Origin of the sequence: Mycobacterium kyorinense (assembly GCF_001672775.1) — a bacterium.
In the GTDB taxonomy this organism is placed as follows: domain Bacteria; phylum Actinomycetota; class Actinomycetes; order Mycobacteriales; family Mycobacteriaceae; genus Mycobacterium; species Mycobacterium kyorinense_A.
Map to the genome: position 1 here is coordinate 169,054 of NZ_LZKJ01000200.1, position 14,740 is coordinate 183,793.

Consider the following 14,740-nt stretch of genomic DNA (forward strand, 5'->3'; position numbering starts at 1 on the left):
TCACGGTAACCGCCGCGGGCGCCGCTGCGCAGCGTGGGTACACGCAGGCGCCGCTTGTGCGATGATGATCACACCGTCTGCCACTCTCCAGCAGGCCCATCTTTTCGAGACCGTCCCGAGATAACCTCGGCGATCGCAAGCGCGGCGCAGCCGGGCGCAGCGGCTAGCCGAGAGCCAACACTGGAGAGTGCCATGTCGATCGTCAGCCCAGTCCCCGGCCGCGCCGTGTTCGCTGTCAGGCCCGTCGCAGACTATGAACCACCACCCCGCGACGTCCGGCACTGCCGACCGCCGTCGGCCGCCGCGCTGCGCCGGATCAACGCGCATGCGCCCCAACGGTTCTCCGGTCACCAGCAGCCGACGACGAGCATGTCGCCGCGGATGCGGCAGGCAGCGGTCTTCGCCGACGCGGCATTGCGCCGAGTGCTGGAAGTGATCGACCGCCGCCGACCCGTGGCGCAACTGCACGGTCTGCTGGCCGGCGGCCTCGCCGACTCGGTGCTCGCAGCCAACCGGGTCACGGGCCACCGCCAGGAGGCCGCGGTGTTGCGCCGTTTGCGACTACAGGCTGTCGGGCCGCCCGACCGGCTCACCGCCGCCGAGGTGTTCGCGACCTACACCCGCGGCTGCCGCGTGCACGCCATCGCCTGCCGCGTCGAGCCGGTGACGGACGTCGGCTGGCAGGTCGTCGCCCTGCACATCGGCTAGCTCGCGGTGCGCGCCGCCGCCGGCGCCGGGCCGCCGGCGAACCGCGTCACCACCGGGCCGATGATCGCCATCACGAACACGTACGACGTCGCCAGCGCGGCCATGCCGCTGATCGACGTACCGGCCAGCCCGATGATGATCAGCGAAAACTCGCCCCTGGCGATGAGCGCGGTGCCGGCCCGTAGCTGCCCACGCCATGCCACGCCCTCGCGTCGCGCCGCGAATGCTCCAGTGGCCACCTTCGTCACGGCGGTGACCCCGGCCAGCGCCAGCGCCACCGGCAGCATCGGAAGCAGACGTTCGGGATCGACCGACAAACCGATCGCCAGAAAAAAGATTGCGGCGAACAAGTCGCGCAGCGGCCCGAGCACCTTGCGGGCCCGGTCGGCGGTCTCACCGGTCAACGTCAGCCCCACCAGGAAAGCGCCGACTGCCGCGGACACGTGCACAAATTCGGCCAGCGCCGCCACGATCAAGGTGATGCCGAGGACCCGCAACATCAGCTGCTCGGAATCGGAGTGCCCCACCAGGCGGGCGACGTGATGGCCCCAGCGGTACGACGCGGCCAGCGCGATACACAGCGCGGCCACCGCGCCGGCCATCCCGACGATCGCGTGCGACCAACTGCCGCGCGATGCCAGCACCGCGAACAACGGCAGGTAGGCCGCCATCGCGAAGTCTTCGAGCACCAATACCGCAAGCACCGCGGGCGTCTCCCGGTTGGCGACGCGGTGAAGGTCCTCGAGCAGGCGGGCGATGACACCCGACGACGAAATGTAGGTGACGCCGGCCAGCGCGAGGATGCCCACGCCGTCCAACCCGAGCAGCCACCCCGCCAGCGCGCCGGGTGTGGCGTTCAGCAGGATGTCGACCGCCGCCGAGGGCAGATGGTGGCGCAAGCTGCTGGCGAACTCGGTGGCAGAGAATTCCACGCCCAAAGTGAGCAGTAGCAGCACGACCCCGATCGGCGCGCCGGTGGTGATGAACTCCCCGGCGGCGGGCACCGGATTGATGCCGCCATTGCCCAAGGCCAGGCCGGCAAGCAGGTACACCGGAATCGGCGACAACGCGAACCGGCGCGCAACGGCGCCGAACAACGCCAGCACGGTCAAGATGGCGCCGACTTCGAACAGCAGCGCCACCGAGACTTGCACCGGCTCAGCCCTTGTCGACGATCTGTTCTACGCCGGCGATGCCGTCCTCGGTTCCGATGACGATGAGAACGTCTTGCGCGTGCAGCATTTCGGCCGGGCCCGGGGAGGCGAGTACCTCCTCGTTGCGCACGATCGCCACGATCGAGGCGCCGGTGCGGGTCCGGGCGCGGGTCTCGCCGAGCGGATGGTCCACAAACGGACTGCCCGGCCGGATTTGAACCTGACTGGTGTCGATGCCGGGCACTTCCCGGGTCAGTTCGGTGAAGCGTTCGGCGATGCGTGGTGCGCCCAAAATCTGTGCCACCGCGTCGGCCTCGTCGTCGTTGAGGCGGAAGACCGGTGTCGCCTGGTCGGGGTCGTCACCGGCATACAGCACGACCTCGAAGTCGCCGCCTCGCCGTGCGATGATGCCGATCCGGTCGCCGCCGTGGCTGGTGAACTCGTAGCGCAGACCGATACCGGGCAGCAGCACCTCCTTGACGTCCATACCGTCCATCCTTAACGGAAAGTCATGGCGATAGCGAGCATTTCCGAGGTTGGGCAGTTACGACGCACGAGGCGGATGAGGCGGATGCCTCAAATCATCGGTATCGCAGGCGCTATCGCCGCTTATTCGATTTCGACGATTTGGCGCCGCGGGCCTGGCGGCGTGCGGCTTCCCGCCGCTCCCGCCGCGTGCCACCGGCCGCCGCCTTCTGCGCTCCGCCGCCGTTGCCCTGCACCTGCGCCGAGCCGTCCTCGGCCGGCCCGGAATAGGTCAATGCCGGTGACTCGTTCTCAATTCCTTTGGCGCGCAACGCACTCGGTGCAGCGGCGCGTCCTGAACCGGACGTGGCGGCTCGTTGCTGGGCGGTGGCCGCGGCGGCGGTGGCGAACTCGGCCAAATCCTCCGGCTCAGCCACCGGAGCCACCTCCGGGGACGGGACCGCCTCGACGGCCACGTTGAACAAGAAGCCGACCGACTCCTCTTTCAGCCCCTCGAGCATGCCGGTGAACATGTCGTAGCCCTCGCGCTGGTACTCGACCAGCGGGTCGCGCTGCGCCATCGCGCGCAACCCGATGCCCTCTTTGAGGTAGTCCATCTCGTAGAGATGCTCACGCCACTTGCGGTCGATGACATTGAGCAGCACGTTGCGTTCCAGCTGGCGCATCGCGCCGTCGCCGGCGAGCTCCTCGAGTTGGGCTTCGCGGGCGGCGTAGGCGCGTTCGGCGTCTTTGATCAACGCGTCGAGCAGCTCCTCGCGGGTCAGTTCACCGGGTTCGCCGATCGCGTCGGGATCGAACAGATCTTTGTGGTCGATGCCGACCGGATACAGCGTCTTGAGCGCCTCCCAGAGCTTGTCGAGATCCCAGTCTTCGGCGTACCCCTCGGCGGTGGCCCCGTCGACGTAGGCGGTGATCACGTCGTGCACCATGTCGAGCGCCTGCTGCTTGAGGTTCTCGCCTTCCAGGATGCGACGGCGCTCCTCGTAGATGACCTTGCGCTGCTGATTCATCACCTCGTCGTATTTGAGGACGTTCTTTCTGACCTCGAAGTTCTGCTGCTCGACCTGGGTTTGCGCGCTTTTGATCGCGCGGGTCACCATCTTGGCCTCGATGGGCACGTCGTCGGGCAGGTTGAGCCGGGTCAGCAGCGATTCCAGGGCAGCGCCGTTGAAGCGGCGCATCAGCTCGTCACCCAGCGACAGATAGAACCGTGACTCGCCTGGGTCACCCTGGCGACCGGACCGACCGCGCAGCTGGTTGTCGATGCGGCGGGACTCGTGCCGTTCGGTGCCCAGCACGTAGAGGCCGCCGGCCTCGATCACTTCCTCGGCCTCGCTGGAGGCTTCGGCCTTGATCCGGGGAAGCAGCTCATCCCAGGCGGCCTCGTACTCGTCGGGTGTTTCCACCGGGTCCAGGCCCTGTTCGCGCAGCTGCTTATCGGCCAGGAAGTCCGGGTTGCCGCCCAACACGATGTCGGTGCCGCGGCCGGCCATGTTGGTGGCCACGGTGATCGCGCCGCGCCGACCGGCCTCGGCGATGATGCCGGCCTCTTGCTCGTGGTATTTGGCGTTGAGCACGTTGTGCGGGATGCGCCGCTTCTGGAACTGCCGGGACAGATACTCCGAGCGCTCCACGCTGGTGGTACCGATCAGCACCGGCTGCCCTTTTTCGTAGCGCTCGGAGACGTCGTCGACGACGGCGATGTACTTGGCTTCCTCGGTCTTGTAGATGAGGTCGGACTGGTCGCTGCGGATCATCGGTTTGTTGGTCGGTATCGACACCACCCCGAGCTTGTAGATCTCGTGCAGCTCGGCCGCCTCGGTCTGGGCGGTGCCGGTCATGCCGGCGAGCTTGTCGTAGAGCCGGAAATAGTTCTGCAGCGTGATGGTGGCCAGCGTCTGGTTTTCGGCCTTGATCTCGACGTGCTCCTTGGCCTCGATGGCCTGGTGCATGCCCTCGTTGTAGCGCCGGCCGATCAGCACCCGGCCGGTGAACTCGTCGACGATCAGCACCTCGCCGTCGCGGACGATGTAGTCCTTGTCGCGCTGGAAGAGCTCCTTGGCCTTCAGCGCGTTGTTGAGGTAGCTGACCAGCGGAGAGTTGGCGGCCTCGTAGAGGTTGTCGATGCCGAGTTGGTCTTCGACGAACTCCACTCCCAGCTCGTGCACGCCGACGGTGCGTTTACGCAGGTCGACCTCGTAGTGCGTGTCCTTTTCCATCAGCGGCGCGATCCGGGCGAACTCGGTGTACCAGTTGGAGGCGCCGTCGGCGGGGCCGGAGATGATCAGCGGCGTGCGGGCTTCGTCGATCAGGATCGAGTCGACCTCGTCGACGATGGCGTAGTGGTGCCCGCGCTGCACGAGGTCCTCCAGCGAATGGGCCATGTTGTCGCGCAGGTAGTCGAACCCGAACTCGTTGTTGGTGCCGTAGGTGATGTCCGCGTAGTAGGCGTCGCGGCGTTCGTCGGGATTCAGACCGGCCAGGATCACGCCGACCTGCAGCCCCAGGAAGCGGTGCACCCGCCCCATCCATTCGCTGTCGCGTTTGGCCAGGTAGTCGTTGACGGTGACGATGTGCACGCCCTTGCCAGCTAACGCGTTGAGGTAGGCCGGCAGCACACAGGTCAGGGTCTTGCCCTCGCCGGTCTTCATCTCGGCGACGTTGCCGAAGTGCAGCGCCGCGGCGCCCATCACCTGCACGTCGAACGGACGCTGGTCGAGCACCCGCCAGGCCGCCTCGCGGGCTACCGCGAACGCTTCGGGCAGCAGGTCATCGAGGCTTTCGCCGTCGGCGTGGCGCTTCTTGAACTCGTCGGTCTTGGCCCGCAGCTGGGCGTCGGTGAGCTTCTCGACGTCCTCGGACAAGGTATTGACGTAGTCGGCGACGCGCTTGAGGCGCTTGACCATGCGACCTTCGCCAAGGCGCAGCAACTTCGACAGCACAGTTAAATCCCCTTGGGGGTACCTCCCGCTTGCCGGGAGAATTGGAGTTTTTCGGCGCTCACCATCCTAGGTGACGTGCCGTTCCCCACGCCGAACGTCGACTTGTTGCGGCGATCTGCCTCGAAACGCCCGACAAGTCGACGTTCGGCGCCGTGAGCGCGTCAGGACAGCCGTATCAGCCCGTAGTCGTAGGCGTGCCGACGGTAGACCACCGATGGGCATTCGGTGTGCTTGTCATAGAAGAGAAAGAAGTCGTGTCCGACGAGTTCCATCTCATAGAGGGCGTCGTCGACGGACATCGGCTTGGCGGGATGCTCCTTGGTGCGCACCACCCGTCCCGGCTCGCGGTATCCGTCGGCGCCGTCGTGTTCAGGCGGCGCTTCGGTGTTGTCGGTGGTCGGTAGCGGAGCCGCCACCGCGGTCGCTTCGGCCACCGACACCGGGGTCTTGTCGCCGTAGTGGACTTTGCGCCGATCGTTGCCACGACGCAGCCGGCTTTCCAGCCGGTCGACGGCGGCCTCGAAGGCGGCGTAAAAGCTGTCTGCGCGGGCCTCGCCGCGCACCACCGGCCCGCGGCCCCGGGCGGTGATTTCCACCTGTTGGCAAGACTTGCGCTGCCGCCGGTTCCGGGCGTGTTTGAGTTCGACGTCGAACAAGTAGATGGTTCGGTCGAACCGCTCTAAGCGGGCGAGTTTCTGCGAGACGTAGACGCGGTAGTGGTCGGGGACCTCGACGTTGCGGCCTTTGACGACGACTTCAGCCTGCAGCGTGGGTTCGTCTCGCTCGTCGGGGTCGGCCAGAAGCTGGTTGGAATCCGCGGTTTGCCTTGAGATACTTGACAACTCGTTTCCCTCTCGCGACGCACGCACTGTTTGACGTGACTGGCTTTCAAGATGAATGCGCCGACGGGGATGGTGTCGATGACGGAGGCCGCCCGCCGATGCGAGGTGTCGAAAATTCACCCCCTACCGACGTCGGTGACATGGCGCCTAGTAAAAAGGCGCCGCCGTGAGGCGTTCACGGGTGCTTGATCCCGACGGTAGCCGCGGGCAAGTGGAAGTGCCAGTACTTTTGTGTTGCGAGTTCTTCACGATCATTACGCGGCGGCGATCGTCAGCACCGCGGCCACGTGGACGCCGGCTGACAGCAGCACACGGACCGACTCACGCGCGGTCGCTCCGGTGGTGACGATGTCATCGACCAACAGCACCTCACCGTCGACCGGCCTTCGCAGCACCACCCGTCCGGTGATGTTGCGCTCGCGCTCGGCGGTGCCCAGCCCGGCCGAATCCCGGGCCAACGCTTTCATGCGTAGTGCTGGGACGACGGCGATGTGCGGATGGCCTTTGACCGCTGCGACCGCGATCCGGGTGACCGGGTCACCGCCGCGTCTGCGCGCCGCCGCGCGGCGAGTTGGCGCCGGCACGACCGTCAGCGGAATGTCGAGCAGTCCCCATGTGACGAGGCGATGCACGCCGACCGCCAGCGCGTGAGCCAGTGGTGTGATCAGGTCGGTGCGGCCGTGGTCCTTCATCGCCACGATGGCGTTGCGGCGCGCGCCGGCGTAGCGGCCGAGCGCGAGCACCGGGACCTGCGGGTCGACGCGCGGGCTGGCGACGTGCGGTGCATCAGGCGCGACTGTCAGTTCCTGCGCACAGGTGTCACACCAGCGGGTCGACGGTGCGCCGCAGCCACCGCATTCCAGCGGCAGGACGAGGTCGAGCATGGGTGCAGTGTGGCGGGCAGGGGTGACAAGCTGGGCGATGCGCCGCGCGTATTGGAAGAAGGAAGACAGTTCTAGTTAGCTTTTCGGAGCAATGTATTACGCGCGGCTTCAAAGTGTATGTCGAAGAGCGCCTTCAGCCACGACATCACTTCACCGTCTTCTGCGTCCAACTCCGGCGTCTTTAAGTCATCATGTACATCGCTCAGCATTAGCAGGTAGGACCATCTCTTCGACTGGTTGGGCGGAGGAACTGCTCGTTCACTTGCCACCCCAGACCACCGCTTGCGCATTGTCTAGGCCACGTATCATCGCTTCCCAGGTCGCGTCTCCTGTGTCGAAGTAGATTCCGCCGTTGTGTCTGGCTTCGCCAATGTATCCGCCGTCCTGTCCGTCCCACTTGCCCAGAACTACATGCCCATGGCACAAGTTCGCAGCTAAGCACGCCAAGACCGGCGGTCGGCGCTTCCGAGGGCGAAGTTTTCCCGGCGCCGAACTCCAGCAGCTACGGCAGCTCGGTGTGCATCAGCATCACGTCGTAGGCCGACCAGGACGACAAGTTGAAATACAGGTCCTTGCCGGACGACCAGGGATGGATCATCGGCGCGTAGATGCCGCCGGGAATCTGGAAGGACGACACCAGCATTTGCTCGGGGCTCCATGGTCCTTGTGGCGCCGGCGCGGTTCTTGCCACGACATCGTTGGCGCCGTTGGTGTAGAGGGCGAGGTATTGCTTGAGGTGGTTGTTGTATTGCGCTGACATCTCGCCCACCGGCCCCGGGATGACCGGCGTGGCGGCGCCCGGGTTGTTCGGGACCCACCCGTTACCCTCACCGTTCCAGTACTGGTATTTGGTGACATCCGGCACGGCGTTCTGCGGAACTCGCGCCAGATACGCCGAACCGCCGCGCCCGGACGGGGTGCCGAACGAGTAAACGTAACCGTCGCCCGGCTTCATGAACGCGCCCATTTGGAAGTTCTCATTCCCCGGAATGTGGCGGGCCCCCGGGATGCTGTCGGGTCCGGGCGTCCGGACGCTACCGGGGTAGATCCCCCAATGCTGGCCATTGTCAGGAGAAGTCGCGATCGCCGAGTAGTTCGTCGACCACTCGCCGTCGCGGCCCCATTCCCGGATGGACATGAAGTTGATGTATTGGGTATTGCCGACGGAGATGCCGGCGGTCGGGATCATTCCGGTCTCATTCGGCGCCCACCTGACGCCGGGGAGGATCGGTCGGCTAATGCCCGACGCCAGCACCGGTGAGCCGGAGTATTTATCGGTCGGCGAACCCGGCGGCACGCTGATGCCGTCGGCGAGGTTGTTGTCCTGGCTGCGAAACAGCACATTGTGCCGCCATTGCTGGCCGTGGACGCGGCAATAGCCGAAGGTGTCACCAAAGGCCATCAGCACCTGACGGTTCACGGGATCGCCGTTGTCCCAAAGGATTCCGAGGTCAGTGCCGGAGATCCCGAAACGTTGCAGCGTGCTGTTGGGGCCGTTCGGCCCGGTCACCCAGTCGACAACCGATGTGGGAGCCCCAGCAATCGAGGCAGGAGGCGCCGGTTCGGGCGCCGGTGGTGGAACCGGGGCTGCGTTCGGAGCCGCCTGAGTGGCATTCGGCAGTTGTTGGTTGGCCGCGCCGGGCGGAGTCGGCCCGGGCGGAACTATCGCCGCCTCCTGCTGCACCGGTGCGGAGTAGCGAGAACTGCCGGGACGAAGCAACGAAGATATCAGCGGACCCAGTTTGGGTAGCGGCGCCTTCTCATTGGCACCTCGCGGTCGCCGCCCCGTCGGTGGGTGGACAACCGGCGACGGCGGTGGCATCGCTGGTGCCGCCGCGGGCGGTTCGACGTTGGCCTCGGGCGCACTGCACGGCAGCGCAGACGCCGTCGGCGCAAGACCCACCGGGATCACGAGTCCCAGGACGGCCGCCGACGCCACGGATACGGAGACGATTCGGACAACGGCCGACATGTCACACCTTTCCAGGGGCAGGGCGCCGTTGACGCCCGCAGTTGGCCTATGTGACAGTAGTGATCGATGTGCCAGCTGTGACCAGTGATTCACGGATAGGTATGCATCCGTGACCGTGTCGCAACCACGGAAACGCGCGGACCAATGCAAATGCGCTCTAGCCGGGAACGACAGTGATGGCGCAGCGGATTCGGCTCACGCCGCTTAACCGCCGGTCTGCGGTTACCAACGGGCAATCGAGCGCTTCGGCGAGCGCGACGTAGCCGGCGTCGTACGCCGAGAGACTGTCGCGCAGATCCCAGATGCGATCGAGCAGCGTGTGTATGGCGTGGCGAGTTACCGCCAAATGGCGCCAGGTATCCAAAGCACGCCAGCCCTGGGCTGTACTCAATTGCTGCGCCTGCGCCCGGCGCCGTAGCGCGCTAGCGATCTCAGAGTCAATCAGGTGCGGTGCATGTAAACGCTCGGCAGCGACTAATCGCCGAGATCGGCCGTCGTTGAGCAGAGCCGCAAGTGCTGCCGACGCGTCAAGGACGATCATCGTCCGGCGCGCTCAGCATCCAGATCGTCGATCAGCGATGTGGTGTCCACATCCAAATCCGGCAATGCCCCCAGCAGTGCGGGATTGTCTACCCGGCGAGAAGCTTCGGCGAGTTCGCGGACGGCCACGGCCGACACCGAGGTGTTGTCTCGGGCGGCCAAGCGCTCTAGCCGCTCGACGACTTCGTCAGGCACATTTCGCAGGTAGAGCGTCTTCATCCAAATATGCTAGCAAAATGCAAGCAACCTAGCCGTTAACAGCAAGCAGATCGCTATCCAGGCAACACGGGCACCGCGCCCCCGACCATGAACGCCCGGACATCAAGCCAGCTCGGGGTTCCTTCGGCACCCGAACTCGACAGTTGCAACACCCCGCGCGGATCGGCCACGTACACCGTCGACGGGTTGGCCGCGATCGTCGTCACCGGAAGCTGCAGGTTGCTGCCGGGCGCATCGGAGTTCACCCCGTCGAGGTTCACATATGACACCGGATGCTGGGCGTTGGTGCGGCTCACCGCAAGGTCGTCGCCGGTGCGCCACGACAGCGACACCACCGACGAGCCCAGCCCGAACCCGAGGCGGCGCGGATAGGTCAGCGCGAACTGACCGGCCTGAGTCTGCTCGACGCTGGCGAGGATCACCTGACCCTCGATGACCATCGCCGCCCGCGTTCCATCCCGCGACAACTGCAACTCGGTGATCGCCCCCGGGAAGCGGTTCGACACTGCGGCCGAATCCACCGGAAGCCGCGCCGGCTGCCCAGATGCCGTCTCCTGAATCGCGCGCAGCACGTTGTTGCCGTCGGCCACCACCCACACCGCGTCGTCCAGCGACCAGGTCGGGCGCGAAAGGCTATGTCCGTCAGCAGCTTCCACCGCCTCGCCGCCTAGGTCGCCGATCCACAGCGACGCGGCCAGGTCCGGCGCGCCCGGCCGCAACGTCACCACCGACGCCGCCCGGTGACCGCTGCGCGACAACGCGGCAGCAGTCTGATTCGTCGGCCGGCCGAACGCGCCCCCTACCGGCGTCGAATGTTGCCCGTCCAGCGCCACCATCGCGCCACCGATCAGCGCGTGCACACCGGCCGCGGCGCCTTCGTCCACTCCGGGGTCCGTCGCGGCCACGTCGGAGGTGTTCCATCCCTCGGCGAAGCGGTCATCCAAGGCGGCGCCGTCGGCGTTGATCACGTACGGGCCCCGGATATCGGCACGCGCCAGTGTCCAAATGATTTGCGCGGCAAGCAATTGGCGACTGCGCGGATCGGCGATCGTCAACGTCTCCAAGTCGATCCGGGCCCCACTGTAGCCGCGGCCGATGCCGGATTTACCACCGTCGGCCCGGGTGACTGGTCCGCGCAGCCGCACCGGCGGTCCAAGCATGTTGTGCACACTTTTGCTCATCTCCGGACGCGGACCCGCGATCAGCTTGGACATCAGCTCGGTGGCCAACTGGTCGGGGTCAGACACCGCGACATAGCGTGGATCCGGCACGACGGTCCTGCCGGTCGGATCGGCAAAGTACAGCGTGTGGCGTTTGTAGGTGGCTTGAAATTGCTGCCAGTCCAAGAACACTCCGTTGGGCAGACGATCGATGCGCCACCCGCCCGACGTTTTTACCAGCTCGATGGGACCTGGATCCGGCAGCTGACCCTCACCGGTTTCGAACACACCCATGTCCGAGAGCGAACCCAGGATGTCTGCGTGCATCGTCACCGAAACCCGTTCGGCGCTGCGTGTTTCGACGAACACGACATGGTCGATCAGCAGCGCACTACCGGCGTCATCCCAGGCGTTAGATGCCGACTGGGTGAGGAACTGCCGCGCCGCCAGATGCCGGTTGGCCGGATCGGCTGTGGCCTTGAGGAATTCACGCAGCAGCACGTCGGGGTCCATGCCGGGGGCCGGTTTCGGCAGGTTCGACGGCGCCGTGCGCTCAACAGTGCCGATGGCCTGCGGCGCCGACGAGCTGGGTACCCCTGCACAACCAGTCAGCACTACCGCAACGGCGAACAGTAGCGCGGCCAATCGCCGCATCACGCACCTCTCTCGGCGTGTTCGCGCTGATGAGACTGGCGCTCTTTCCGCTCCCCGGCAACCGGTTTCATCGGCAGCGGGCTGGTGGTCACCTTGTGGCCGCGCACCAACGGAAGCGTCAACCGGAAGCAGGCACCCTTGCCCGGTTCGCCCCACGCCTCCAGCCGGCCCTGGTGCAGACGCGCATCCTCGACACTGATCGCCAGGCCCAGCCCGGTCCCGCCCGACCGGCGCACCCGCGACGGGTCCGAGCGCCAGAACCGGCTGAACACCAGTTTCTCCTCACCCGGGCGCAGCCCAACGCCGTAGTCGCGCACCGTAACCGCCACAGTGTCTTCGTCGGCGGCCATCCGGATCCGAACCGGTTTGTGCTCGGCGTGATCGATCGCATTGGCAATCAGGTTGCGCAAAATGCGCTCCACGCGGCGGGCGTCCACTTCGGCGATCACATCCTCCGACGGCATGTCGACAATCAGCTTGACCCCGGCGTCTTCGGCCAGATGCCCCACATTGCCCAGCGCGCTGTTGACCGTCGATCGCAAATCGACCGCCTCAACCGACAATTCGGCCACACCCGCGTCGTGCCGGGAGATCTCCAGCAGATCGTTGAGCAGCGTCTCGAACCGGTCCAGCTCATTCACCATGAGTTCGGTTGAGCGTTGCAGCGCCGGGTCGAGGTCGGCGCTGTGGTCGTAGATCAGGTCGGCGGCCATCCGCACCGTCGTCAGCGGCGTGCGCAACTCGTGGCTGACATCGGAGGTGAACCGGCGCTGCAGATTACCGAACTCCTCGAGTTGGGCGATCTGCCGCGACAGGCTCTCCGCCATGTCGTTGAACGACACCGCCAGCCGAGCCATATCGTCTTCGCCGCGCACCGGCATCCGCTCGGAGAGATGGCCTTCGGCGAACCGTTCGGCAATGCGCGACGCCGACCGCACCGGCACCACCACCTGCCGCGACACCAGCAGCGCGATGCCGGCCAACAGGACGAGCAAGACCAACCCGCCGGTGGCCATGGTGCCGCGGACCAGTGAGATCGTGCTCTGCTCGTTGCCCAGCGGGAAGATCAAATACAGCTCGAGGTTGGTCACCCGCGACGACGTCGGCGTGCCGATCACCAGCGCCGGCCCGGAAAAGCCGTCGGTGTGCACCGTCGCATACTGGTAAGCCACCTGACCGGCCTTGACGAATTCCCGCAATGCGCCGGGCAACTGGTCGACGGGCCCGGCCGCCGCCGCGGGCCTGGGTCCGTAGCCCGGTACCACCAGCACCGCGTCGAACGCACCGGCCAGTCCGGCGCCGGAGGTCGGGTCGGTTTTCGACGTCAGCGTGTTGCGGGCCAGCTGCAGGCTGCTCTCCAGTGAGCGCGCCTCCTCGCCGCTGACAATTCCGCTGACCGTGGTGCGGGCCCGCTCGATCTGCTCGGTAGCCGCGCGGACTTTGACGTCCAGCACTCGGTTGGTGACCTGGCTGGTCAACACGAACCCGAGGACCAAAATCACCGCAAGTGACATCCCCAGCGTCAGTGCGACCACGCGTAGCTGCAGCGAGCGGCGCCAGGCAACGGCCACGGCCCGACTCAACGCACTCATGCCGAGCAATGGCGGGGACCGCCGGCGAATGCGCCGCCGAGACCCGAAGATCACAGAGGTCCGCCCCAAATCACGGAGGTCCGGCCTTGTATCCCACTCCTCGAACGGTCAGGACGACGGTCGGGTTTTCCGGGTCTTTTTCGACCTTGGCCCGCAGACGTTGGACATGCACGTTCACCAAGCGGGTGTCCGCGGGGTGACGGTATCCCCACACCTGTTCGAGCAGCACATCACGAGTAAACACCTGGCGTGGTTTGCGTGCCAGCGCCACCAGCAGGTCGAATTCCAGCGGTGTCAAAGAGATCTGTTCGCCGTTGCGGGTGACCTTGTGCGCCGGGACGTCGATGTCGACGTCGGCGATGGACAGCATCTCGGCGGGCTCGTCTTCGTTGCGCCGCAGCCGTGCCCGCACCCGCGCCACCAGCTCCTTGGGCTTGAACGGCTTCATGATGTAGTCGTCGGCGCCCGACTCCAAGCCCAGCACGACGTCGACGGTGTCGGTCTTGGCGGTGAGCATGACGATGGGCACACCGGAGTCCGCGCGCAGCACCCGGCACACGTCGATGCCGTTCATGCCGGGCAACATCAGGTCCAGCAGCACCAGATCGGGCCGCAGTTCACGCACGGCGGTGAGCGCCTGAGTGCCGTCGCCGATGACCGCGGTGTCGAAACCTTCCCCCCGCAGCACGATGGTGAGCATCTCGGCCAGCGAAGCGTCGTCGTCGACGACGAGAATCCTTTGCCTCATGGTGTCCATGGTGTCACCAGAACGGGACAAAACTGGGCTACCACACGCGCGTTTCTTTCAGTTCAGCGGCCGACGAGGGTAGCCGCCAGCTCTTCGGGGTCCACGTCGGCGTCGACCACCAGCCATCGCCCGCCCCACTGCGCGGCGGCCAGGCCGGCGTACACCGCGCCGGTTCGTTGCTGCAATGCGGCGTCACGCTCGTAGGCGTCACGCGCCCGGCCTACCTCCTGGCGCGCTCGCAGGCGGGCGCGCTCACCGGCCAGCTCAGCCGAAACCCCAAGCAGCACTTGCCAATCCGGGACAGGAAGCTGCAGCCGCTGGAATTCGATCTGCTGCACCCACGCCGCCACGTCTCCGTCGGCATGCTGATTAAGGCGCGCGGCGCTGTAGGCGGCGTTGGACGCCACGTAGCGATCCAGGATCACCACGTCGTGCTCACCGCACAGTTCGCGGATCTGCCCGGCCGCGCCGGCACGATCCAGCGCAAACAGCATGGCCATCGCATACACCGACGACGCGAGGTCGCCGTGCTGGCCGTGCAGAGCTTCGTGCGCGACGTCGGCGGCCACCGATTGCCCGTAGCGGGGAAACGCACACGTGGCCACCGACTTACCGGCGGCCTCGAAGGCGGTGCGCAGACCGCCCGACAGGGTCCGCTTGCCGGCGCCGTCGACGCCTTCGATTGCGATCAACACCGGGCGAGCCTATCGCCGCGGCCCTTCGGCGCCTGTTTAGCCTGCGGTGGCCGCAGTCTCGATGTCTAGCCGCCCCATTTGGCGGCTTCGGCTTGGTCGCGGGCCAGCATGGCCATGGTGTTGGCCTCATGGGTGCCCGCCATG

Annotated in this window: 13 protein-coding genes and 1 pseudogene; 1 reads left to right on the plus strand and 13 read right to left on the minus strand. The window is 66.2% G+C overall.

Annotation, left to right across the window (positions count from 1 at the left end):
• The first annotated feature begins 192 nt into the window (after positions 1–192).
• Positions 193–708, plus strand: coding sequence for an Rv3235 family protein (locus A5707_RS22490; protein ID WP_065016632.1), 516 nt, complete (start codon positions 193–195; stop codon positions 706–708).
• Here the strand turns inward: A5707_RS22490 and A5707_RS22495 are convergent.
• The 13 genes and pseudogenes from A5707_RS22495 to A5707_RS22560 form a co-directional block, all read right to left on the minus strand.
• Positions 705–1,862: a cation:proton antiporter gene (locus A5707_RS22495; protein WP_065016633.1), complete on the minus strand. Its 1,158-nt coding sequence runs from the start codon at positions 1,860–1,862 to the stop codon at positions 705–707. The two genes, A5707_RS22490 and A5707_RS22495, sit on opposite strands and share 4 nt — an antisense overlap.
• 4 nt (positions 1,863–1,866) lie before the next feature.
• The gene (locus tag A5707_RS22500; protein WP_065016662.1) at positions 1,867–2,349 is read right to left on the minus strand and encodes a cation:proton antiporter regulatory subunit; all 483 of its coding nucleotides are present in this window, start codon (positions 2,347–2,349) and stop codon (positions 1,867–1,869) included.
• Between the two features lie 112 nt (positions 2,350–2,461).
• Positions 2,462–5,290 carry a preprotein translocase subunit SecA gene (gene secA, locus A5707_RS22505; RefSeq protein ID WP_065016634.1) on the minus strand — a complete coding sequence of 943 codons (2,829 nt, stop codon included), beginning with the start codon at positions 5,288–5,290 and terminating at the stop codon, positions 2,462–2,464.
• A gap of 161 nt (positions 5,291–5,451) precedes the next feature.
• On the minus strand, positions 5,452–6,123 hold the full coding sequence (hpf, locus tag A5707_RS22510; protein ID WP_065016663.1) for a ribosome hibernation-promoting factor, HPF/YfiA family: 672 nt from the start codon (positions 6,121–6,123) through the stop codon (positions 5,452–5,454).
• A 263-nt stretch (positions 6,124–6,386) separates the two neighbouring features.
• A complete protein-coding gene (locus A5707_RS22515; RefSeq protein WP_065016635.1) occupies positions 6,387–7,016 on the minus strand; it encodes a ComF family protein in 630 nt (209 codons plus the stop codon).
• 502 nt (positions 7,017–7,518) lie between these two features.
• On the minus strand, positions 7,519–8,988 hold the full coding sequence (locus A5707_RS22525) for a DUF4185 domain-containing protein (protein WP_065016637.1): 1,470 nt from the start codon (positions 8,986–8,988) through the stop codon (positions 7,519–7,521).
• 157 nt (positions 8,989–9,145) lie between these two features.
• Positions 9,146–9,529, minus strand: a complete 384-nt coding sequence (locus A5707_RS22530) for a type II toxin-antitoxin system VapC family toxin (RefSeq protein ID WP_065016638.1) — start codon at positions 9,527–9,529, stop codon at positions 9,146–9,148.
• Positions 9,526–9,747 (minus strand): antitoxin, encoded by a 222-nt coding sequence (locus A5707_RS22535; protein ID WP_065016639.1) that lies wholly within the window; start codon positions 9,745–9,747, stop codon positions 9,526–9,528. The genes A5707_RS22530 and A5707_RS22535 overlap by 4 nt, the downstream gene beginning before the upstream one ends.
• A gap of 53 nt (positions 9,748–9,800) precedes the next feature.
• Positions 9,801–11,561 (minus strand): MtrAB system accessory lipoprotein LpqB, encoded by a 1,761-nt coding sequence (lpqB, locus tag A5707_RS22540; protein ID WP_065016640.1) that lies wholly within the window; start codon positions 11,559–11,561, stop codon positions 9,801–9,803.
• Positions 11,561–13,207, minus strand: coding sequence for an MtrAB system histidine kinase MtrB (gene mtrB / locus A5707_RS22545; RefSeq protein ID WP_065016664.1), 1,647 nt, complete (start codon positions 13,205–13,207; stop codon positions 11,561–11,563). The genes lpqB and mtrB overlap by 1 nt, the downstream gene beginning before the upstream one ends.
• A gap of 16 nt (positions 13,208–13,223) precedes the next feature.
• Entirely contained in the window at positions 13,224–13,910 is a 687-nt protein-coding gene (gene mtrA, locus A5707_RS22550) for a two-component system response regulator MtrA (RefSeq protein ID WP_065016641.1), read from the minus strand.
• Positions 13,911–13,963: 53 nt separating this feature from the next.
• Positions 13,964–14,596, minus strand: coding sequence for a dTMP kinase (locus A5707_RS22555; protein ID WP_065016642.1), 633 nt, complete (start codon positions 14,594–14,596; stop codon positions 13,964–13,966).
• Positions 14,597–14,661: 65 nt separating this feature from the next.
• Positions 14,662–14,740 (minus strand): annotated as a pseudogene (locus tag A5707_RS22560) (WXG100 family type VII secretion target); the annotation flags it as partial.

Coding starts and splice junctions, on each gene's coding strand:
- A5707_RS22525 (WP_065016637.1), bottom strand. CDS start 8,988: ATGTCGGCCGTTGTCCGAATCGTCTCCGTATCCGTGGCGTCGGCGGCC.
- A5707_RS22515 (WP_065016635.1), bottom strand. CDS start 7,016: ATGCTCGACCTCGTCCTGCCGCTGGAATGCGGTGGCTGCGGCGCACCG.
- A5707_RS22500 (WP_065016662.1), bottom strand. CDS start 2,349: ATGGACGTCAAGGAGGTGCTGCTGCCCGGTATCGGTCTGCGCTACGAG.
- A5707_RS22490 (WP_065016632.1), top strand. CDS start 193: ATGTCGATCGTCAGCCCAGTCCCCGGCCGCGCCGTGTTCGCTGTCAGG.
- lpqB (WP_065016640.1), bottom strand. CDS start 11,561: ATGCGGCGATTGGCCGCGCTACTGTTCGCCGTTGCGGTAGTGCTGACT.
- A5707_RS22535 (WP_065016639.1), bottom strand. CDS start 9,747: ATGAAGACGCTCTACCTGCGAAATGTGCCTGACGAAGTCGTCGAGCGG.
- mtrA (WP_065016641.1), bottom strand. CDS start 13,910: ATGGACACCATGAGGCAAAGGATTCTCGTCGTCGACGACGACGCTTCG.
- A5707_RS22530 (WP_065016638.1), bottom strand. CDS start 9,529: ATGATCGTCCTTGACGCGTCGGCAGCACTTGCGGCTCTGCTCAACGAC.